General features: G+C 62.4%; 15 protein-coding genes and 1 pseudogene. 3 read left to right on the top strand and 13 right to left on the bottom strand.

Annotated features, from left to right (window positions below):
- Window positions 1-183, top strand: a 183-nt coding sequence (locus BW991_RS10210; RefSeq protein WP_139335914.1) for a transposase, incomplete at its 5' end; no start/stop codon positions are given.
- Window positions 184-333: 150 nt separating this feature from the next.
- On the opposite strand, the pseudogene epsL reads toward BW991_RS10210, so the two are convergent.
- Window positions 334-1,272: pseudogene (epsL, locus tag BW991_RS24425) on the bottom strand (XrtB/PEP-CTERM-associated polysaccharide biosynthesis outer membrane protein EpsL); the annotation flags it as partial.
- Window positions 1,273-1,445: 173 nt separating this feature from the next.
- Between epsL and BW991_RS10205 the strand changes: the two are divergent.
- Window positions 1,446-2,840 carry an undecaprenyl-phosphate glucose phosphotransferase gene (locus BW991_RS10205; protein ID WP_076601979.1) on the top strand — a complete coding sequence of 465 codons (1,395 nt, stop codon included), beginning with the start codon at window positions 1,446-1,448 and terminating at the stop codon, window positions 2,838-2,840.
- A 68-nt stretch (window positions 2,841-2,908) separates the two neighbouring features.
- On the opposite strand, the gene clpB is transcribed toward BW991_RS10205, so the two are convergent.
- Complete coding sequence (gene clpB / locus BW991_RS10200; RefSeq protein WP_076601978.1) at window positions 2,909-5,488, bottom strand: ATP-dependent chaperone ClpB; 2,580 nt, start codon at window positions 5,486-5,488, stop codon at window positions 2,909-2,911.
- A 278-nt stretch (window positions 5,489-5,766) separates the two neighbouring features.
- On the opposite strand from clpB, the gene BW991_RS10195 reads away from it, so the two are divergent.
- Complete coding sequence (locus BW991_RS10195) at window positions 5,767-6,270, top strand: phasin family protein (RefSeq protein WP_076601977.1); 504 nt, start codon at window positions 5,767-5,769, stop codon at window positions 6,268-6,270.
- Between the two features lie 65 nt (window positions 6,271-6,335).
- Here BW991_RS10195 and moaE read toward each other — a convergent pair whose 3' ends face one another.
- The 11 genes from moaE to gltA form a co-directional block, all read right to left on the bottom strand.
- Window positions 6,336-6,797, bottom strand: coding sequence for a molybdopterin synthase catalytic subunit MoaE (moaE, locus tag BW991_RS10190; RefSeq protein ID WP_076601976.1), 462 nt, complete (start codon window positions 6,795-6,797; stop codon window positions 6,336-6,338).
- Window positions 6,798-6,800: 3 nt separating this feature from the next.
- Window positions 6,801-7,055, bottom strand: a complete 255-nt coding sequence (gene moaD, locus BW991_RS10185; RefSeq protein WP_076601975.1) for a molybdopterin converting factor subunit 1 — start codon at window positions 7,053-7,055, stop codon at window positions 6,801-6,803.
- A 4-nt stretch (window positions 7,056-7,059) separates the two neighbouring features.
- Window positions 7,060-8,265, bottom strand: a complete 1,206-nt coding sequence (locus tag BW991_RS10180; RefSeq protein ID WP_076601974.1) for a molybdopterin molybdotransferase MoeA — start codon at window positions 8,263-8,265, stop codon at window positions 7,060-7,062.
- On the bottom strand, window positions 8,255-8,755 hold the full coding sequence (gene mobB, locus BW991_RS10175) for a molybdopterin-guanine dinucleotide biosynthesis protein B (RefSeq protein WP_076601973.1): 501 nt from the start codon (window positions 8,753-8,755) through the stop codon (window positions 8,255-8,257). The genes BW991_RS10180 and mobB overlap by 11 nt, the downstream gene beginning before the upstream one ends.
- Before the next feature lie 37 nt (window positions 8,756-8,792).
- Entirely contained in the window at window positions 8,793-10,127 is a 1,335-nt protein-coding gene (locus BW991_RS10170) for a hypothetical protein (protein WP_076601972.1), read from the bottom strand.
- Between the two features lie 24 nt (window positions 10,128-10,151).
- Window positions 10,152-12,107, bottom strand: a complete 1,956-nt coding sequence (gene yoaA / locus BW991_RS10165) for a DNA repair helicase YoaA (RefSeq protein WP_076601971.1) — start codon at window positions 12,105-12,107, stop codon at window positions 10,152-10,154.
- Window positions 12,108-12,144: 37 nt separating this feature from the next.
- Window positions 12,145-13,257 (bottom strand): cell division protein ZapE, encoded by a 1,113-nt coding sequence (gene zapE, locus BW991_RS10160; protein ID WP_076601970.1) that lies wholly within the window; start codon window positions 13,255-13,257, stop codon window positions 12,145-12,147.
- Window positions 13,258-13,345: 88 nt separating this feature from the next.
- Window positions 13,346-14,776 carry a dihydrolipoyl dehydrogenase gene (lpdA, locus tag BW991_RS10155; protein WP_076601969.1) on the bottom strand — a complete coding sequence of 477 codons (1,431 nt, stop codon included), beginning with the start codon at window positions 14,774-14,776 and terminating at the stop codon, window positions 13,346-13,348.
- Between the two features lie 78 nt (window positions 14,777-14,854).
- Window positions 14,855-16,045 carry a 2-oxoglutarate dehydrogenase complex dihydrolipoyllysine-residue succinyltransferase gene (gene odhB / locus BW991_RS10150; RefSeq protein WP_076601968.1) on the bottom strand — a complete coding sequence of 397 codons (1,191 nt, stop codon included), beginning with the start codon at window positions 16,043-16,045 and terminating at the stop codon, window positions 14,855-14,857.
- A 33-nt stretch (window positions 16,046-16,078) separates the two neighbouring features.
- Complete coding sequence (locus BW991_RS10145; RefSeq protein WP_076601967.1) at window positions 16,079-18,928, bottom strand: 2-oxoglutarate dehydrogenase E1 component; 2,850 nt, start codon at window positions 18,926-18,928, stop codon at window positions 16,079-16,081.
- Between the two features lie 145 nt (window positions 18,929-19,073).
- Complete coding sequence (gene gltA / locus BW991_RS10140; protein WP_076601966.1) at window positions 19,074-20,369, bottom strand: citrate synthase; 1,296 nt, start codon at window positions 20,367-20,369, stop codon at window positions 19,074-19,076.
- Window positions 20,370-20,379 lie beyond the last annotated feature (10 nt).

Genomic DNA, 20,379 nt, shown 5'->3' with positions numbered 1-20,379 from the left:
CGAATCAGCCAACGCAAGCGCAAACGGGTCGAGGAAATCTTCGGCTGGCTTAAAACGGTCGGTGGAATGCGCAAGAGTCGATTCATCGGGCAGGCGAAGACCCAGATGGCGGCCTTCATCTCTGGCGCGGCGTACAACCTGCTTAGAATCGCGAAATTGAGTGATTCGGGGGTGAAGGCGTGAACTGCGGAGCAAAAAGGGCCTCCACGGCACACGCCGGTGGCCGCTTGGGCAATTCGAGCCGAATTGAAAATCCAATTCCGGCGAGGAAGTCGTCATGAAAATCAATCCGTGCCCCCCCGGTTGACACCGTGTCGCGCGTTTTTGCATCACCCTGCTAATCTTGCTACTCACAGCCCATGTGGGATCGACGGAAACCGCCCGGGTGATCACGAAATTGTCTGCAACGTCTTCGCGGGCACCGATCTCGCGCCGCACCGTCACCCCCAACCCGATCTTTCCGCTTGGCGTCCAGTCATGGGTGAGGCGGCCGGTAAGGCCGCTGAAGTTCTTTTCGCTCACGTGCGGGTACTCGCGCCACGTGTACCCAACGGTGCCGCTGACGCGACTGTGGCCGCTGGCCACCCAGTTTGCCCGCAGCAGGATATCGCGCTGTTCGTAGCCGCCAATGGACGATTCGCTGCGTGAACGTCCGGGATAGCGGCCAGTGGCGCCTCGAGCGACGAAGGTAAGCGTGCTGTCCGCCGGCGAGCTGTATTGCGCAAGCGCCTCGAATGCATCCTCAACGTACTCGGATCCGGAGGACCGCGGCTCGTCATAGCGACTGTCCGCGCGCACCCAGCCGACGCCCACCGCCCATCGCGGATCAAGACGGTAGCGTGCGTCGACCGCATGTCGGCGGTACGTATTGACGCTGCGCACGGTTGTGCCACGGTCGGCAAAGCTGCGCAAACTCTCTGACTGCTCGGTCGTGACGGTTCCGCTCCACTGCTTACCGAGCCCCCACAGCCACGCCCCCCGACCATTCTTCGCAGTGAAGTCCAGGTGGTTGAACTCGAGGTAGTCGTTACGACTGATACCCAGTTCGCCGACGACTCGCTGCCGGCCGTATGCGCGATCGAAAGTTGCCGCAAGCGTCGTCACGTTAAGCGTGTCGGATCGCTGCCTGACGTGGCCATCAATCACTGGACGAACATCGTCGGGCAAACGGAATAGGTTGTCGTCGCGCACGAGTTCGTGCGAAACGGCGAGTCCCAGCGCATCGCCGTCAGCCGCCAGAACCGGCGGAACGGACAGGGCAAGGAGAGCCATTGCAGACGACGCCGGACGCACGCGCCTCACCGCATCCGGGATCGCCTGAAACTGGTATATGCATATTTGCATGATTCCTATGCCATTTTTTATCTCACGCATGCTCCCCGCCTGAATGACCTTTGCATTGCTTTGCAGTATGCTGTTAGAAATTGTAAGGCGCACCTTTTACCATGTTTGCATCAAGCTACAAACACGGCATGCTGTGGCGGGGATCATTTTCCGCAGCGCGTGCGATCGAGTCATTACTTGATCCGGCAGCGGCCACTGCGCTGCTCTTCGTCGTAGCTGCCGTGTTCGGTGAGCGCTTCGGTCCGCCGTACGTGATCGTGGGTCTGGTCTCGTTTTCACTTACTTTTCCAGGTGATTTCCACCTGCGCGACACGACCCGCCGCATGCTGCGCAAGACGTTCACGTCGTGGATCCTCATCTCGGCGGTACTGCTCGCCTTTGGCTACGCCAGCGGTTATGTTCACTACTTTCCTCAAGAGGTCGTGATCGCGTGGCTCGCCGGACTGCCGGTCGTCTGGCTGATCACACGTTGCGCTGCACGCATGCTGCTGTCGCAGGTGATGGCGTCCGAAAGACATCAGCGCCGGGCCGTGGTTGTGGGATGCAACGAGACCGGATTGCGCCTGGCACGCGAACTGGAGCACGACCCGTTCAATGGCATTGCGTTCGCGGGATTCTTCGATGACCGAGGACGGGAGCGTCTCGACGGGGTCGGGAGCAGCCCCATCCTGGGCACCATGAGTCATCTGGCCCAGTTCACCAAGGAGCATTCGATCGACCACATCTATGTCGCCTTGCCGATGGCGAGCCAGCCAAGAATTCTCAAGCTCCTGGATGACCTGAAAGACACGACCGCATCGATCTACTTCGCCCCGGACATTTTCGTCACCGATCTCATCCAGGGACGGGTCGATCATGTAGGAGGGATGCCCGTCGTGGCGGTTTGCGAGACGCCGTTTTCCGGCTTCGATGGCATGGTGAAGCGGCTGTCCGACATTGCCCTGTCGCTGCTGATCTTGGTCCTGATCACGCCGATGATGCTGGCAGTGGCTCTCGCGGTGAAGCTGTCGTCGCCGGGGCCCGTTATTTTCAGACAGCGTCGCTATGGGCTGGATGGCAAGGAGATCACCGTCTACAAATTTCGCTCCATGACCTCCTGCGACGATGGAGGCGACGTGCGCCAGGCAACTCGCAATGACCAGCGGGTTACGCCCGTGGGGGCGGTGTTGCGCCGGACTTCGCTGGACGAACTACCTCAGTTCATCAACGTCCTGCAGGGGCGCATGAGCATCGTCGGACCACGTCCGCATGCCGTCGCGCACAACGAAACCTACAGACGTTTGATCAAGGGGTACATGGTCCGTCACAAGGTCAAACCGGGCATTACCGGCTGGGCGCAGGTGTGCGGCTACCGCGGAGAAACAGACACGATCGAAAAGATGGTGAAGCGGATCGAGTTCGACCTTCAGTACCTTCGCACATGGTCGCTTTCGCTCGATCTGTGGATCATCGTGAAGACGGTGCTGCTGGTCGTCCGTGACCGCAACGCATATTGAGACACTGCGTTTGGCTGCAGCTGCGGAAGGGGGTTCTGCCCCTCCCGCAGGGACGCTCAGAGCCCCAGTCAGGCCTTTGCGAAAGTGATGCGCCCTCCCTCGGTCCCGACCAGAATCTTGTCTTTCGCAGCAAACTGCCCTTCCAGGATCGCTCTGGCCAGCGGATTCTCGATCTGCTCCTGAATGGCGCGCTTTAGCGGTCGGGCACCGAAAACCGGATCGAACCCTACCGTTGCCAGCTCCTCGAGAGCCCCGTCGGTGACCTCGAGTTCCATATCCAGCCGCGCCAGGCGCTTCTCGAGATACTGGAGCTGGATGCGGGCGATGCTCGCAATATGGCGTTCGTCGAGGGCATGGAACACGACCACCTCGTCGATACGATTGACGAACTCTGGCCGGAAGAATGTCTTGACCTCGGCCATGACGGCGAGCTTGATGACCTGATAGTCGTCGCCTGACATCTGCTGGATCATCTGGCTGCCGAGATTGGACGTCATCACGATCACGGTGTTCTTGAAGTCGACGGTGCGTCCCTGCCCGTCTGTCATCCGCCCGTCGTCGAGCACCTGCAGCAGCACGTTGAAGACGTCGGGATGGGCTTTCTCGACCTCATCGAAGAGGATGACGCTGTAGGGCTTGCGACGCACCTGTTCCGTCAGGTAGCCGCCTTCCTCGTAGCCGACGTAGCCCGGAGGCGCGCCGATCAGGCGGGCGACCGAGTGTTTTTCCATGAATTCGCTCATGTCGATTCGGATCAGGTGCTCTTCCGAGTCGAACAGGAACTCGGCAAGCGTCTTGCAGAGTTCGGTCTTGCCAACGCCGGTGGGGCCGAGGAAGAGGAAGGAGCCATAGGGGCGGTTCTCGTCGGACAGGCCCGCCCGCGAACGGCGGATCGCGTCCGACACGAGTCGCACGGCCTCGTCCTGCCCAACCACCCGCGAATGCAGGCGCTCTTCCATGTGCAACAGCTTCTCGCGTTCGCCCTGCATCATCTTGCTGACCGGAATACCGGTTGCCCGCGACACGACCTCGGCGATCTCCTCGGCTCCAACCTGCGTCCTGAGCAGCTTGAACTTGCGCTCGCCACTGCCTGCCGTCTCGGCAGCCTTGAGTTGCGCCTCCAGCTGGGGAAGCTTGCCGTACTGCAGTTCGGCGAGCTTGTCGTACTGACCTTTGCGCTGCATCTCGGCCATCTGTGCACGTAGCTTCTCGATCTCTTCCTTGATGTGTTGGCTGCCCTGGACACTTGCCTTCTCTGCACGCCAGATCTCGTCGAAGCTGGCGTACTCACGCTCAAGCTTTTCGATTTCTTCGCGGATGAGAAGGAGACGTTTCTGCGAGGCCTCGTCGGTTTCCTTCTTGACGGCCTCCTGCTCGATCTTGAGCTGGATGAGCCGGCGTTCGAGCTTGTCCATCGATTCCGGCTTCGAATCGATCTCCATCTTGATCCGTGCGCCCGCCTCGTCGATAAGGTCGATCGCCTTGTCGGGCAGGAAGCGGTCGGTGATGTAGCGGTGCGACAGCTCAGCCGCTGCGACGATCGCCGGATCGGTGATGTCTACGCCATGATGAAGTTCATATTTTTCCTGCAATCCGCGCAGGATTGCGATCGTGGATTCGACCGAAGGCTCGTCGACGAGCACTTTCTGGAAGCGACGCTCCAGGGCGGCATCCTTCTCGATGTACTTGCGGTACTCGTCGAGCGTGGTGGCGCCGATGCAGTGCAACTCGCCGCGCGCGAGCGCCGGCTTCAGCATGTTCCCCGCATCGATGGCGCCCTCGGCCTTGCCGGCACCGACCATGGTATGGAGTTCATCAATGAAGACGATGATGCGCCCCTCTTCCTGGGCAATCTCCTTCAGTACCGCCTTGAGGCGCTCTTCGAATTCGCCGCGATACTTCGCTCCCGCGAGCAGCGCGGCCATGTCGAGCGACAGCACGCGCTTGCCCTTGAGCGTTTCGGGTACTTCGCCGTTGACAATGCGCTGCGCAAGACCTTCGACGATCGCAGTCTTGCCCACGCCCGGCTCGCCGATCAGGACCGGGTTGTTCTTCGTGCGCCGCTGCAGGATCTGGATCGCCCGCCGGATTTCGTCGTCACGGCCGATGACGGGATCCAGCTTGCCGGCCCGCGCGCGGTCGGTAAGATCGAGGCAGTATTTCTTCAGCGACTCGCGCTGCCCCTCGGCATCCTGACTACCCACGGACGCACCGCCGCGCACCGCCTCGATCGCCGCTTCGAGCGGCTTGCGCGAGAGTCCGTGCTCCTTGAGCAGGCGACCGGTATCGCCTTTGTCTTCGGACAAGGCGAGCAAGAACATTTCGCTCGCGATGAACTGGTCGCCGCGCTTCTGCGCCTCCCGGTCGGCGACGTTCAGGAGATTGGACAGGTCGCGGCCGATCTGCACCTCACCCCCGTGGCCTTCGACCTTGGGCAAGCGCGTGAGGAGCTTGTCCAGCGCGGTCTTGAGCGGCGGGACGTTCACTCCCGCACGTTGGAGCAACGAAACCGTTCCTCCATCTTCCTGGCCCAGCATTGCGAGGAGCAGGTGGACCGGTTCGATGAACTGCTGGTCGCCGCCGTTGGCGATGCTCTGTGCATCGGAAAGGGCCTGCTGGAATTTTGTGGTGAGCTTTTCGAAGCGCATGTGACCATCCGTTATCCGATTGGGGTTGACCGAGATATGGGGCCTTCGGCAGGCAATTCAACCTTCAGACTGCCGGGATACGCTCCATTATGGTCGGCCGTCAGGCGCTTGCACCCGAATTCGGCACCGGCGCGCTTGCTGCGTTGCAGCATTCGTGATCAAATACCTTGGATAAGCTTTCACTTGCACGGCTTCTCCTGTCGGACGTGCTATGTTGAAAGAATTCAGCAGGGGCAGCGAAAGCCTCGATAATTTTTCAGCGCTCGTGGAGGAAGAACATGGCGATCAAGCAGGAACAGTTCAACGAAATCCAGAAGAAGAACTTCGAAGCGGCGATGCGCCTCGCGCAGATGTCGATCGAGAACTCGCAACGCATCATGGAGCTGCAGGTCGCGACCGCCAAGAGCCTCTTCGAAGAGGGCGTCCAGAATGCCAAGGCGCTGTCCTCGGCGAAGGATCCGAAGGAAGTTCTGGAGCTGCGTTCGCACTACACCCAGAGCGCAACCGAGAAGATGCTCGCCTGTGCCCGCGAAATGGCCGAGCTGGCCAGCCGTACCCAGGCCGAAGTCGGCAAGCTCGTCGGCGAGCAGCTGTCGACCGGCAGCAAGGACGTGTTCGAATCCATGCAGAAGATGTTCTCGGGCATGCCGATCACCGACCAGAACGCCATGTCCGCGATCCAGAATGCGATGGACACGACGCGTGCTGCCTTCGAGCAGATGACCCGCGCCTCGACCGAGGCCTTCCAGCTCTTCAGCCAACAAGGCAAGGGCAAAAAGTAATCCGGCCCTCATCAAGCAGAACGGCGCCCGTGGGCGCCGTTTTCGTTTCCGGGTGCGGGAAATGCCTAGCGGCTGCCCTGCTCCCAGCGCGCTGCGGCGGAGTCGTCGCTGTCACGGGCATCGACCCAATGCGCGCCTTCGGGGGTCTCTTCGAGCTTCCAGAACGGCGCACGCGTTTTCAGGTAATCCATGATGAATTCGCACGCTGCGAAGGTCTCTCCGCGGTGGGCGCCCGCGACGCCGACGAACACGATCCGGTCGCCAGGTTCCAACCGTCCGAATCGGTGGATCACCCGGACGCCGTGCAGCGACCAGCGCGTGCACGCCTGCTCGACGATCTCCTCGAGGGACTTCTCGGTCATTCCCGGATAGTGTTCGAGCGTCATCGCGCCGACGCTTGACCCGCCGCTCACGTCGCGCACGAGGCCTACGAAGGTCGCGACCGCACCGACCTCGTTGCGTTCGGCCGACAAGGCCGCGATTTCCGCCCCGACGTCGAAGTCTTCAGCCTGCACGCTCACCGTCATGATTCAGCCTCCGGTCACCGGGGGAAAGAAGGCGATCTCATCGCCGGGCAACACCGGGTCGGCCGCCGCCGCCATGCGCTGGTTGCGCGCCGCGCGGACGTTCCGCCCCTCGCCGAGCGCTTTCCACTTCTCGCCACGGTCGGCGAGGAAGGAACGCAGTTCGCCGACGGTCGATACACCCGACGGAAGGACAAAGCTCTCCTCGGCACACCCGAGTGCTTCCTTGAGAGAGGCAAAGTACAGGATCTTTACGGTCATGGTGTCAGCAAAGCAGTTGGCCGTATGGCAAGAAACGGATCATCTCACCTTTCCGGATGGGAGTTTCGGCAGGGACATCGGCCAGCCCGTCGGCCCACACGATGGAAGACAACGCTGCCGCGCCCTGGTTGCCGTGGATCTCCACTCCCCCCGAATCGTTGATGCGCGCGCGAAGGAATTCGCGCCGCCGATCGGGTCTCGGCCAGTCGAAATCCGCCCGCAGCATCAGCGCCTTGGGAATCACCGACGCCGCCCCCTGGGTTGCGAGGATGAAGGGACGAACCATCAGCAGGAAAGTGACGAAACTGGACACCGGATTGCCGGGCAGGCCGATGAAGGCCGCGGCCCCCACGTGACCGTAGGCGAGCGGCTTGCCCGGCTTCATCGCGATTTTCCACAGATCCAGCGCCCCCTCGGCCTGCACCGCAGGTTTGACGTGATCTTCCTCGCCGACCGATACGCCGCCGCTGGTCAGGATCAGGTCGTGACCTTCCGCCGCCTCGCGCAGGACGGCGCGCGTCGCATCCAGCCGGTCGGGAACGATGCCGAAGTCGGTCACGGCGCAGCCCAACTGTTCGAGAAGCACGCGCAGCTGAAAGCGGTTGGAGTTGTAGACCCCGCCGGGCGGCAGCGAATCACCCGGCATCACGAGTTCGTCACCGGTGGAAAACAGCGCGACCCGCATCCGGCGTAAGACGGCAAGCTGGGCGATGCCGACCGATGCGGCAAGCCCGATCTCCTGGGCGCGCATGCGGGTCGCTGCGGGCAGGACCACGTCACCGTCGGCGATTTCACTGCCGGCGGCGCGCATCGCCTCTCCGGCGCGCGGAGCGTGGTTGATGATCACCTCGTCGCCGGAATGCTCGCACAGCTCTTGCATCACCACAGCGTCCGCTCCGGGCGGCAACGGGGCCCCGGTAAAGATGCGCGCCGCCGTACCGGGCTGCAGCGTGGTCCCCACGCTACCCGCGGGTATGCGCTGCGATACCGGCAGACGCGTTCCGGCAGCGACCACGTCGCAAGTGCGCACCGCGTAGCCGTCCATCATCGAGGTGTCGAGCGCGGGCACTGCGATCGGGGACCGGACATCGACGGCGAGCACGCGCCCGTGCGACACCAGCGTGTCGACCATCTCCATCTCACGGATCGGCCGCACTTTCGCAAGCAGGCTCGAAAGTGCTTCGTCGAACGGCAGCATGTCAGGATTCATGACGGGACGAGTATTCGATGATGAAGCGGACGATATCGTCCGGTTCGTTGAGCGGCAGGAGGGGCAAGGGACAGTCCAGCGGGGCGTCTGCAGCGACCGCGACGACGTGAGGATTCTCTTGCCACAAGGGCGGCTTGCCATGAGCAGGGCGATGGACTTCGACCTTCGGCACCGGCGCGGCCTTGAAGCCTTCGATCAGGACGACGTCGCACGGCGACAAGACGCGCAACTGCTCTTCCAGCGTCGGCTCCGGCGCACCCCTCAGCTCGTGCATCAACACCCATCGGTCGTTGGACAGCATCAGCACCTGACTCGCACCAGCTTCCCGATGGCGGTACGAGTCCTTGCCGGGTTTGTCGAGATCGAAACCGTGATGGGCGTGCTTGATCACCGACACGGCGAGTCCCCGGGCGTTGAAGCCGGGAATCAGCTTTTCGATGAGGGTCGTCTTGCCCGAGCCGGACCAGCCGGCGATACCGAATACGATCATCGTGTTGCGTCTTCCATTGGCGGAAACAAAGAATAACTCAAGCGCCGCGCTGCGCGCACGGCAAGGCAACGACCGTTGCAAAACCGCCCCCCGGCGTACGGAAGTTGGTCGTCTGCCCGCGGTACAGGCGCGCAGCCGCCAATTGCACCGCACCTCGATAAGCGTAGACCCGCAGGTCCATCTTCAGATCCGTCGCCACACCTTCCACGGACAGGCGCCGGGCGCTCGGGGGAACGAGCTCCTGAGCGATGTAGTCGCCTGCAAGGATGCTTGCGAACACGCTGCGGGTCAGCTTGTCGCCACGGTACGCGGCCCGGCTGCCGTAACCCGTCGCCGGCTTGAAGAACAGTTCGCGCCGGTGTTTCCACAATGAATCGGCATCCTCCGCCCGCACGCGCACCGTGCGCGGGATTCCTGCGACGAGGACGCTTCGCGTGGCGGCGTCGATACCCAGCGACTGAAGGAAACCGTCGTCGCACAACAGCGCCAGATTGCCTTTGTCTGCATACAGCGCATGCGCGCGCGGGTGCGGCGTGATCACGGAGGCCTGCGCATGCCACGCGTCGGAGAGGGCCGCCGAGACGGGCTCGTCGAGGCTGAAGTCGGTGAGCCGGTTATATACGAGGTCCACTTCTTCGCCGTCGAGCAGGAGTCGCCGCCCGACAAAGCGCAGTGCGGCCGGATCGCAGATCCATGCCTTCAACCCGTGGCGCTCGAACAGTCGCTGGAACAGCAGGAATTCGGGCAGGAGATACTGGCTCTGCGGATCACGATCGACGATCGCAACCGTGCGCAGCGGTGCGTTGCCGCGGACAGCGCGCCACTCGGAAATGAACATCTCGAGGAAGGCGCGCTCCGGATCTTCCTCGCCACGCGCCGCCAACGGCACTACTTCGGCACAGCATGCGCGCTGCGCACGCGCAAGTGCAACGTTCAGCAAGCCGCCGCCGGCATTGGTGTTGATTTCGATGAGTCGCGGGCCGTCCGCCCCGAGATGGAAATCGAAGCCGAGAAACACGCCACTCGCCGCGCAATCGACACGCGCGCTCGCCGGTGCGTGTTCCAGCACCGCGGACTGCCAGCCGGGCAAACTGACGACGTGCTCGACCGCCTCGACGAGTGCAGCCGCCGCGTCGAGATGGCGCTCGGCAACGAACGCGACGGAATCGGCGAAAAGGTGGGGTCGGGTCGCATTGATCGTCGCGAGCAACGCACCATCGCGCGGATCGCGTTCGAGCTCGGTTTTCAAACGGGCATGATCCAGCGAGACGCACTGGCAACCACGATTCATGCGTTCGACGATGTCCTCGCAATCGCCCTCTGCAATCGCCTGGATGAGGGGATCTCTTGCCAGTGCCGATGTCGCAGTCATGGGTGTTCTCGCATCGAAAGCAGATCAGGCCCCGCCTGGGGGCGGGAGTTGCTCAAGAAAGGCGACGGCCTCCGGTTCCACGCGAGTGCGCCGCATCGGCGGCAGGCTCCGCCAGACGATCTTGCCGTATTGCTTGTCGATCATCCGCGGGTCGCAGATGCACAGCACGCCGAGATCGCGCTCGCTGCGAATCAGGCGACCTGCCCCCTGCTTCATGTTGATCACTGCACGTGGCAGCTGGTAGTGCATGAACGGATTGTGCCCGCTCTTCTGCAGATGCTCCACCCGCGCAGCGAGCACGGGGTCGTCCGGCGGAGCGAAGGGTAGCTTGTCGATCACGACCACCGACAAGGCGTCACCGGGCACATCGACGCCCTCCCAGAAGCTCTGGCTTGCAACGAGCACCGCATTCCCCATACGTCGGAAGCGATCGAGCAACTCGGTACGCGACCCCTCGCCCTGCAGCAACAGAGGCAGCTTTTCCCCTGCGCGTTCCAGTCCGTCACCGATCAGTCCGTGAATGCGCTTCATCGCGCGCAGAGACGTGCACAGCACAAAGGTCCGTCCGCGCGCGGCGCGAATCAGGGGCAAGGCGACGCGCGCGACAGCCTCGGCGTACTCGGGGTGGTTCGGATCGGGCATGCCGGCCGGTGCATACAGCAGCGCCTGCTTCGCATAGTCGAAGGGGCTCCCCCAAACGGCGGTGACTGGCGGCGGATCCATCCAGCTCAACCCCATCTCGTTGCAGTAATGAGTGAAATTCTGTCCGACAGCGAGGGTGGCAGACGTGAAGATCCACGCCCGAGGGTGGCTCTCCAACTGACGCCGAAAGACGCCCGAAACATGAAGCGGGGTCGCGTTGAGCGCTGCGGACTGCGGAAACACCTCGACCCAGCGAATGAACTCGCCCGCGTCCGGCGAGCGCCACCGGACAACCCGCTCGCCGATCTCGCCTGTGCGACGCAGGCAGTTCGCGAGCCCCTCGCTGCGTTCGGCCTGCGTTTCGAGCACCGCGGCGAATGCGTCGATTTCTCCGTTCAGCGCGTCCAGGCACTTGTCGAAATCCGGCAGCGCCGCGACCTGTGCCGCCGAGAGACGCGCGGGCTCGCTTCCGAACGCCAGCCGGAAATCGCGCGCAGCCTTCTCGAGCGCGCGCGTCGCGTCGATCAGATCGCGGCAATCACGTGCGCCGGCAAGCGTTTCCGATCGAGTGTCGCGCGCGAGCTCGAGGATTTGTGCAGTCGACACGCTCTCGCCAAAAAACAGGCTGGCAGTCTCGGGAAGCTGGTGAGCCTCATCGAAAATCACCGCGTTGCAGGAAGGCAGCAGTTCCCCCATCCCCTCGTCGCGCAACATCACGTCGGCGAAGAAGAGGTGGTGATTCACGACCACCACGTCCGCATCCATCGCTGCGCGCCGGGCAGCCAGCACGAAACATTCCTTCACATCGGGGCATTCCTGCCCCAGGCAATTGTCCCGTGTTGATGTCGCGGCAAACCACGCGGGAGAATCCTCCCGCACTTCGCTGCATTCGGCCTTGTCACCGCTCTGGGTGACCTGGGCGAATCTCGCGATCGCGCGCAAATCAGCGGCATCCTGGGCCGTGAGGAAACGTCCGTCACGCGCGTTGCGCTCCAGATGATAGGGACACACGTAATTCGCGCGTCCCTTCAGCAGCGCGATCGTGACGGGGACCTTCAGGGCGGCCCGAATGGTCGGAAGGTCGCGATTGAAAAGCTGGTCCTGCAGCGTCTTGGTCCCGGTGGACAGGATGATCTTTCCGCCGGAAAGCAAGGCCGGTACAAGATAGGCATAAGTCTTTCCGGTGCCGGTGCCCGCTTCGGCCACAAGGACGCGATTCTCCCGCAGCGCATCGGCGATATGGCGCGCCATCTCGAGCTGCTGCGCTCGCGGACGAAACGACGGAATAGCCTCTGCAAGAGGGCCGTCCGGCGAAAAGGCGGTTTCCAGATCGGTCATCGTTGATCCACGGCTCCCCGATTGGCCGGTCTCGGGCTCAATCTACGCGGTGGCCCTGAGCAAGGTATTCACGGCTACGCATCTCGATCAGACGGCTTACCGTGCGTACGAATTCATGCGCGTTATGCCCCTGCGTGTACAGTTCCGCAGCGTCGACCTCGGCGCTGGCGATCAGTTTCACCCGGTGGTCGTACAAGACGTCGACAAGCCAGGTGAAACGCCGCGCTTCCGAGGCGTTGCCCGCGTTCATTCGCGGGATACCCGACAGGATCAGCGTGTGGTGCTCCCGCGCGATCTCGAGGTAATCATTTTGCGAGCGGGGCCCCCCGCAGAGGGTCGCGAAATCAAACCAGATCACGCCGGTCGCATGACCGAGAACCGGCAGCCTGCGCTCGAACAGGTCTATCTCTCCCGCGGCCGGCTCGCTTGCCGCCAGATGATAGAAATCGTCGCGCATCTTGCGTTCCGCCGCCCCGTCGGCCGGCACGAGGTAGATTTCCATCTGTTCGAGGGTTCGCAGCCGGTAATCGGTGCCGTGATCGACCTCGAATACGTCGAAGCGCCGCTTGATCATCTCGATCGTCGGCACGAAGTTGATGCGCTGCAACCCGTTCGGATATAACCCATCCGGCGGATAGTTCGAAGTCATCACGAAGATGACCCCGCGGGCTAACAGCGCATCGAGCAGGCGCCCGAGAATCATCGCGTCAGCGATGTCGGACACATGAAATTCGTCGAAGCACAACAACCGCGTTTCCTTCGCGACACGGTCTGCAACGCGCTGCAAGGGATCCGGCTCGTTGTTGAACTCCTTCAGGTCGTTCTGCACCTCCTGCATGAACGCATGGAAGTGCACCCGCCGCTTGCGTTGATACGGCACCGAATCGTAAAAGCAATCCATCAGGAAGCTCTTTCCGCGCCCCACTCCACCCCAGAAATACACGCTGCGCGGCATCTGCGGTCGCGCGAAAAGCTTGCGCAGGGCACTGCGCCGTGCCGCCTTGAACCCTACGAGATCCGTATAGAGTGTCTGCAATCGCTGTGCAGCGGTGCGCTGCTCCGGATCCGACTTGTAACCACGAGCAGCGAGTTGGGCCTCGTAGGCCTCGAGCATCCCGTACTGCGGGACATTCAGGACGCGATGGGGCATGGAACCTGCCTGAAACCATAATGCGAAAAAACAAGGGTGGCCGGGGACTATCCCGGTCCACCCCATGAGCGACCAGCCGGAAGGCCGATCAGAAATGCAGCGGACGCTTGTCCACCGCGAGTGCCGCCTCGTGCACCACTTCCGACAGGGTCGGGTGGGCGTGGCAGATGCGCGCCAGGTCTTCCGACGCCGCGCCGAACTCCATCGCGACGACGGCTTCCGAGATCAGCTCGGAGGCATTGGCGCCGATGATGTGCACACCGAGGATACGGTCAGTCGAGGCGCAGGCCAGCATCTTGACGAAACCCGTGGGGTCGCCCGAACCGAGCGCACGGCCGTTGGCCATGAACGGGATCTTGCCGGCCCGGTAAGCGACGCCTTCGGCCTTCAGTTGCCGCTCGGTCTTGCCGACCCAGGCGATCTCGGGAGACGTGTAGATCACGCCCGGAACCATGTCGAGGTTGCAGTGCCCGGCCTGGCCCGCGATGATTTCAGCCACCATGACGGCCTCTTCCATCGCCTTGTGCGCAAGCATCGGCCCGCGGACGACGTCGCCAACCGCGTAGACGTTCGGCAGGTTGCTCTTGCAGTGTCCGTCGACGACGATCTGGCCGCGTTCATTCACGTTCAGACCGACTGCCGCTGCGTTCAGGCCATCGGTATTCGGGACACGGCCAACGGACACGATCAGGCGATCGCAGTCCAGCTTCGCTTCCTTGCCGTCCTTGTCGGTGTAGGCGATCGACACGCCCTTCTTGGTCACTTTCGTGTCGCCGATGGTCACGCCGGTCTGGATCTTCAGCCCCTGCTTCGCGAAGACTTTCAGCGCTTCCTTGGCCACATCCACGTCGGCGAAACCCATGAAGTCAGGCAACGCTTCGAGCACGGTCACTTCCGCGCCCAGGCGACGCCACACCGACCCCATTTCCAGGCCGATCACGCCGGCGCCGATGACGCCCAGCTTTTTCGGCACCGCATCGAAGTCCAGCGCACCGACGTTGTCGCAAACGATCTTGTTATCGACCGGAATGCCGGGCAGATGACGGGGCTTGGAGCCCGTCGCGATGATGACGTGCTTGGCCTCGACCGTTTCGTTGCCGACCTTGACGACATAACCGCCGGCGCCGGCGCTTTCGAAGCTGCCGTGCCCTGCCAGGAAGGTCACCTTGTTCTTCTTGAACAGGCCCTTGATGCCCTGGGTAAGCTGGTCCACGACCTTGTTCTTGCGGCCGATCATCGTCGGCACGTCGATGCTCACGCCACCGCTCACCTTGATGCCCTGGCCCTCGAATGCGTGTTCCGCCTCTTCGAACAGGTGCGAGGTATGCAACAAGGCCTTGGAGGGGATGCACCCGACGTTCAGGCAGGTACCGCCGAGACGCGGCTCGCCCTTCGGATCGGCGTACGGATGCGACTCGGCGCACGCCGTCTTGAAACCCAGTTGTGCGGCACGAATCGCCGCCACGTACCCGCCAGGCCCGCCGCCGATGACGAGTACGTCGAATTGCTTGTCAGCCATCATTTACTCCGGAAAAAGGAAATGGCGTGGTGCCCCGCCGGACGCGCCGGTCCGGCGGGGCACCACGCACTATGTCGATTACACGTCGAGGATCAGACGGGCCGGATCTTCCAGAGCTTCCTTCATCGTCACGAGGCCGAGCACAGCTTCACGGCCGTCGATGATGCGGTGGTCATACGACATAGCCAGGTAGTTGATCGGACGGATCACGATCTGGCCATTTTCGACCACCGGGCGGTCCTTGGTCGCGTGGATTCCGAGGATGGCTGACTGCGGCGGGTTGATGATCGGCGTCGACAGCATCGAGCCGAACACGCCACCGTTGGAAATCGAGAACGTTCCGCCGGAGAGCTCCTCAAGCGACAGCTTGCCGTCCTTCGCCTTCTGGCCGAACTCGGCAATTTTCTTCTCGATGTCGGCGATCGACATCTGGTCCGCATCACGCAGGATGGGCACTACCAGACCGCGCGGCGAACCGACGGCAATGCCGATGTCGATGTAGCCGTGGTAGATGATGTCCGTGCCGTCAACCGACGCGTTCAGGACAGGGAACTTCTTGAGTGCCGCAACCGCAGCCTTGACGAAGAAGCCCATGAAGCCGAGACGGACGCCGTGCGCCTTTTCGAACTTGTCGCCATATTGCTTGCGCAGTGCCATGACCGGGGCCATGTTCACTTCGTTGAACGTCGTCAGGATCGCGTTTTCGTTCTTCGACTGGATCAGGCGTTCGGCGATGCGCGCGCGCAGACGCGTCATCGGCACGCGTTCTTCGGGACGATCACCGGTCAGAGTGAGCGAGGCCGGTGCCGCGGTCGGAGCGGCAGCGCGCGGCTGAGCCGCGACCGCATCTTCCTTCGTCACGCGCCCGCCGCGGCCGGAACCGGCAACGTCGGAGCTCGCGATGCCCTTCTCTTCGAGAATCTTGCGTGCAGCCGGGCTGGCCGCTCCGGCCGCAGCGGCCGCCTGTGCCGCGGCGGGCGCCGCAGCAGCCGGGGCAACCGCAGGAGCCGCCGCACCGGCGGCGGCCTTGGCTTCGGTGTCGATCTGGGCGATCAGTTCGCCCGACGTCACGTTTTCGCCGTTTGCCTTGACGATCTTGACGAGCACGCCATCGGCCGGAGCCGGGGTCTCGAGGACCACCTTGTCCGTCTCGATGTCGATCAGGTTCTCATCCCGCGACACTGCGTCGCCTTCCTTCTTGTGCCACGAAACCAGCGTGGCTTCAGAAACCGATTCCGACAGTTGCGGAACTTTCACTTCAATCAGCATGTATCCTTCTCCCGAAGTTCGAGCTTTTGCTTATTAGTTGGGTGATTGTTGCGTCGTGTCCTGAATGGGACCGAATGCATTCTCGATGACGGCCTTCTGCTGCGCGTTGTGTTTGGCGTAGTAGCCCACCGCCGGCGAAGCCGATGCCGGACGGCTGACGAGCAGCAGTTTGCGCTTGGTGCCCAAGACGTTGACCAGGTGCTGGCGCGAAGCCAGCCAGTACCACGCCCCCTGATTGCGCGGCTCTTCCTGAACCCAGACGACTTCCTTGGCGTTCGGGAACTGGTTGATCGCCGCAGCGAAGGCTTCCGTCGGGAACGGATAGATCTGCTCGATACGGACAAGCGCCGTGTCGGTGATCTTGTTCTCACGACGATGAGCGAGCAGTTCGTAATAGATCTTGCCCTGGCACAGCACCACGCGCTTGACCTTCTTCGGATCGAGCTTCTCGACCTCGGGGATCACGGTCTGGAAGCTGCCGGTGGCCAGTTCGTCGATTGTCGAGATCGCTTCCTTGTGACGCAGCAGCGACTTCGGGGTGACGATGATGAGCGGCTTGCGCAGCTTGCGCAGCATCTGGCGACGCAGCAGGTGGAAGACCTGGGCGGGCGTCGTCGGAACGCAGATCTGCCAGTTGTTCTCGGCAGCGAGGCTCATGAAGCGCTCGGGACGGCACGACGAATGCTCGGGCCCCTGTCCCTCATAACCGTGCGGAAGCATCATCACGAGGCCGCTCAACCGGCCCCACTTCGCTTCACCGGAGCTGATGAACTGGTCGATCACGACCTGCGCACCGTTCACGAAATCACCGAACTGGGCTTCCCAGACGACCAGCTCGTTCGGCTCGGTCGTCGAATAACCGTATTCGAAGGCCAGCACCGCCTCTTCCGAGAGCACCGAGTCATGGCACTGGAAGCCAGCCTGCCCGTCCTGGATGTGATCCAGCGGCTTATAGATACCCTCGTCCCAGCGCTCGCGCTTCTGGTCGTGCAGCACGGCGTGCCGATGGAAGAAAGTGCCACGACCGACGTCTTCACCGGAGAGCCGCACGGGGAAACCCTGAGCCAGCAGACTCGCGTAAGCGAGGTTCTCGCCCATGCCCCAGTCCAGCGCCTGCTCGCCGCTGGCCATTGCCGCACGGTCGTCGATGATCTTCTTCACGCGCGAGTGCAGCGTGAAGGTCTGCGGAATCGTCGCCAGCCGCTCGCCAAGGCGCTTGATCTCGCTGACCGGGATCGCGGTGTCGCATTCGTCGCTGTACGCCTTCTTGAGGAACGGCGTCCAGTCCACCGAGAACTGGCGATTGTGACCGGGCAGAACGGGATTGGACAGAAGTTCGCCGCGATCGAGATGCTCGCGATACTCGGCGATCATGCGCTCGGGTTCATCCGCCTGGCACGTACCCTCGGCGACGAGACGGTCGGCATACAGCTTGCGGGTGCCCACATGCTTCTGGATGGTGCGATACATCAGCGGCTGCGTCACCATCGGCTCGTCCTGCTCGTTGTGGCCGAGCTTGCGGAAGCAGATGATGTCGACGACCACGTCCTTCTTGAATTCCTGGCGGAATTCGACGGCCAGCTGAGTGGCAAACGCAACGGCTTCGGGATCGTCACCATTCACGTGGAAGATCGGTGCTTCGACCATCTTGAAGATGTCCGTGCAATACAGCGAACTGCGGTAGTCGCGCGGGTCCGAGGTTGTGAAGCCGATCTGGTTGTTGATGACGATGTGAACGGTGCCGCCCGTGCCATAGCCGCGGGTCTGCGAGAAATTCAGCATTTCCTGGTTCACGCCCTGCCCCGCCACCGCAGCGTCACCATGGATCAAGACGGGAATGACTTGGCTCTTGGCCTCGTCGTTGCGACGAACCTGACGGGCGTATACGGAACCTTCGACCACCGGATTGATGATCTCGAGGTGCGACGGATTGAACGCCAGCGTGAGGTGCATCGGACCTCCCGACGTCATGACGTCGCTGGAGAAGCCCATGTGGTATTTCACGTCGCCCGCGGTCAGGTCCGCAGCAGCCTTGCCCTCGAATTCCGAGAACAGCATCGACGGCGACTTGCCCAGCGTATTCACGAGCACGTTCAGACGGCCGCGGTGAGCCATGCCGATGACGATTTCCTGCGCGCCAAGGGAACCGCCCACGCTGATCAGCTCATCCATCGCGACAATCGCCGACTCGCCGCCTTCCAGCGAGAAGCGCTTCTGTCCGACATACTTCGTGTGCAGATAACGCTCGAGAGTTTCCGCAGCAGTCGTGCGCTCCAGGATGCGCTTTTTCTTCGCAGCGTCGTAACGCGGGGTCGCGCGCACGCTCTCGAGGCGCGCCTGGATCCAGCGCTTCTGCGAAATGTCGGAAATGTACATGTATTCCGAGCCGACCGAACCGCAGTAGGTCTGGCGCACCGCTTCGAGGATCTCGCGCAGCGTGGCGTGGTCGGTCGAAAAACCGTGGAACGAACCCGTATTGAAGCTGCGGGACAGGTCGGCCTCGGTAAAGCCGTAGTACGACGGCTCCAGTTCGGCGATGTGGGGCCGTTCGGTACGACGCAGCGGGTCGAGATTTGCCCAGCGGTTGCCGAGGAAACGGTAGGCGTTGATGAGCTGGAGCGTGCTCACCTGACGCTTGTCGTCACCCTCAGAGGTAACCGCGCGGACCGGGCCGCGCTTGGCCATCTCGGCGAACGCCGCGATCACGGGGCCATGCGCCACATCGCGCAATGCTGCACCGCTCTGCGACTGAAGGTTGTCGAAATAGGCACGCCACGATTCCGGCACCGACGCCGGATCGGACAGGTAATTCTCGTAGAGCTCCTCGATGAACGGCGCATTGCTGCCGAACAAGTGAGAAGTGGATCGTTGTTGAATGGTCATTGTTATGCCACCTGTAGTCTTATTGCATTGCTTGGGCTACTCGACGCTACATGCCCGGCATCTCCGAACAAAAACGGGATGGCCGCGTCGAACGACCATCCCGCGGAGATCATTGCCGGGATTCTCTCCCGCCCTTGATCATCAGTTACGGACGCTGGGCCAGGTCCGGAACGCTCCGGCGCGCCGCACCGATGTACAGCTGGCGCGGGCGACCGATCTTGTACTCGGGATCAGTGATCATTTCTTCCCACTGGGTGATCCAACCCACCGTACGGGCCAGCGCGAAGATACACGTGAACATCGACGTCGGGATGCCCAACGCCTTCTGGACGATGCCGGAGTAGAAGTCGACGTTCGGGTACAGCTTCTTCTCGACGAAGTACTCGTCTTCCAGCGCGATCTTCTCCAGTTCCTTCGCCAGCTTGAACAGGCGATCGTTCTCGAGACCCAGTTCGCCGAGGACATCGGCGCAGACCTTGCCCATCAGCTTCGCGCGCGGGTCGAAGTTCTTGTACACGCGGTGACCGAAGCCCATCAGCTTGAAGCTGTCGTTCTTGTCCTTCGCGCGCTTGATGAACTCGCCGACGCGCGACACGTCGCCGATCTGTTCCAGCATGTTCAGGCAGGCTTCGTTCGCGCCGCCGTGTGCCGGGCCCCACAGGCAGGCAATACCCGCCGAGATGCAGGCGAACGGGTTTGCGCCCGACGAGCCGGCCAGACGGACCGTCGAGGTGGAGGCGTTCTGCTCGTGGTCGGCGTGCAGCGTGAAGATGACGTCGAGCGCACGCACGAGCACCGGGTTCGGCTCGTACTTCTCGCACGGCGTACCGAACATCATGTGCATGAAGTTCGCCGTGTAGTCCAGGTCGTTGCGCGGGTACATGAACGGCTGGCCCATGTTGTACTTGTAGGCCATCGCAACGATCGTCGGCAGCTTGGCGATCAGACGGTTGATCGAGATGTTGCGGTGTGCAGCATCCGAGAAGTCCATCGCCTCGTGGTAGAACGCCGACAGGGCGCCGACCACGCCGACCATGACCGCCATCGGATGCGCGTCACGACGGAAGCCCGAGTAGAACTTCGTCATCTGGTCGTGCAGCATCGTGTGGTTCTTGATCGTCGTCTCGAACTCACCCTTCTGCACGGCGTTCGGCAGCTCGCCGTTCTTCAGGAGATACGCAACTTCGAGGAAGTTGCACTTCTCCGCCAGTTGCTCGATGGGATAACCCCGATACAGCAGCTCGCCCTTGTCACCGTCGATGAAGGTAATCGTGGACTTGCAGCTCGCGGTCGAAAGGAACCCGGAGTCGTAGGTGAAGAGACCGGTCTTGGCACCCAGCGTGCGGATGTCGATGACATCGTTCCCGTGGGTACCGGTCATCACCGGGAATTCGACGGTCTTGCCATCGACGGTAAGCGTTGCGGTGCGTTCAGTGCTCATAGGTCATCCC

The sequence above is a fragment of the Aromatoleum tolulyticum genome (genome assembly GCF_900156155.1).
GTDB classification, from domain to species: domain Bacteria; phylum Pseudomonadota; class Gammaproteobacteria; order Burkholderiales; family Rhodocyclaceae; genus Aromatoleum; species Aromatoleum tolulyticum.
This window is presented reverse-complemented; position numbering and strand designations above follow the sequence as displayed.

What these genes read in the sequence shown, in the direction of transcription:
- BW991_RS10205 (WP_076601979.1), top strand. Translation starts at nt 1,446, where the DNA reads ATGTTTGCATCAAGCTACAAACACGGCATGCTGTGGCGGGGATCATTT.
- clpB (WP_076601978.1), bottom strand. Translation starts at nt 5,488, where the DNA reads ATGCGCTTCGAAAAGCTCACCACAAAATTCCAGCAGGCCCTTTCCGAT.
- BW991_RS10195 (WP_076601977.1), top strand. Translation starts at nt 5,767, where the DNA reads ATGGCGATCAAGCAGGAACAGTTCAACGAAATCCAGAAGAAGAACTTC.
- moaE (WP_076601976.1), bottom strand. Translation starts at nt 6,797, where the DNA reads ATGACGGTGAGCGTGCAGGCTGAAGACTTCGACGTCGGGGCGGAAATC.
- moaD (WP_076601975.1), bottom strand. Translation starts at nt 7,055, where the DNA reads ATGACCGTAAAGATCCTGTACTTTGCCTCTCTCAAGGAAGCACTCGGG.
- BW991_RS10180 (WP_076601974.1), bottom strand. Translation starts at nt 8,265, where the DNA reads ATGAATCCTGACATGCTGCCGTTCGACGAAGCACTTTCGAGCCTGCTT.
- mobB (WP_076601973.1), bottom strand. Translation starts at nt 8,755, where the DNA reads ATGATCGTATTCGGTATCGCCGGCTGGTCCGGCTCGGGCAAGACGACC.
- BW991_RS10170 (WP_076601972.1), bottom strand. Translation starts at nt 10,127, where the DNA reads ATGACTGCGACATCGGCACTGGCAAGAGATCCCCTCATCCAGGCGATT.
- yoaA (WP_076601971.1), bottom strand. Translation starts at nt 12,107, where the DNA reads ATGACCGATCTGGAAACCGCCTTTTCGCCGGACGGCCCTCTTGCAGAG.
- zapE (WP_076601970.1), bottom strand. Translation starts at nt 13,257, where the DNA reads ATGCCCCATCGCGTCCTGAATGTCCCGCAGTACGGGATGCTCGAGGCC.
- lpdA (WP_076601969.1), bottom strand. Translation starts at nt 14,776, where the DNA reads ATGGCTGACAAGCAATTCGACGTACTCGTCATCGGCGGCGGGCCTGGC.
- odhB (WP_076601968.1), bottom strand. Translation starts at nt 16,045, where the DNA reads ATGCTGATTGAAGTGAAAGTTCCGCAACTGTCGGAATCGGTTTCTGAA.
- BW991_RS10145 (WP_076601967.1), bottom strand. Translation starts at nt 18,928, where the DNA reads ATGACCATTCAACAACGATCCACTTCTCACTTGTTCGGCAGCAATGCG.
- gltA (WP_076601966.1), bottom strand. Translation starts at nt 20,369, where the DNA reads ATGAGCACTGAACGCACCGCAACGCTTACCGTCGATGGCAAGACCGTC.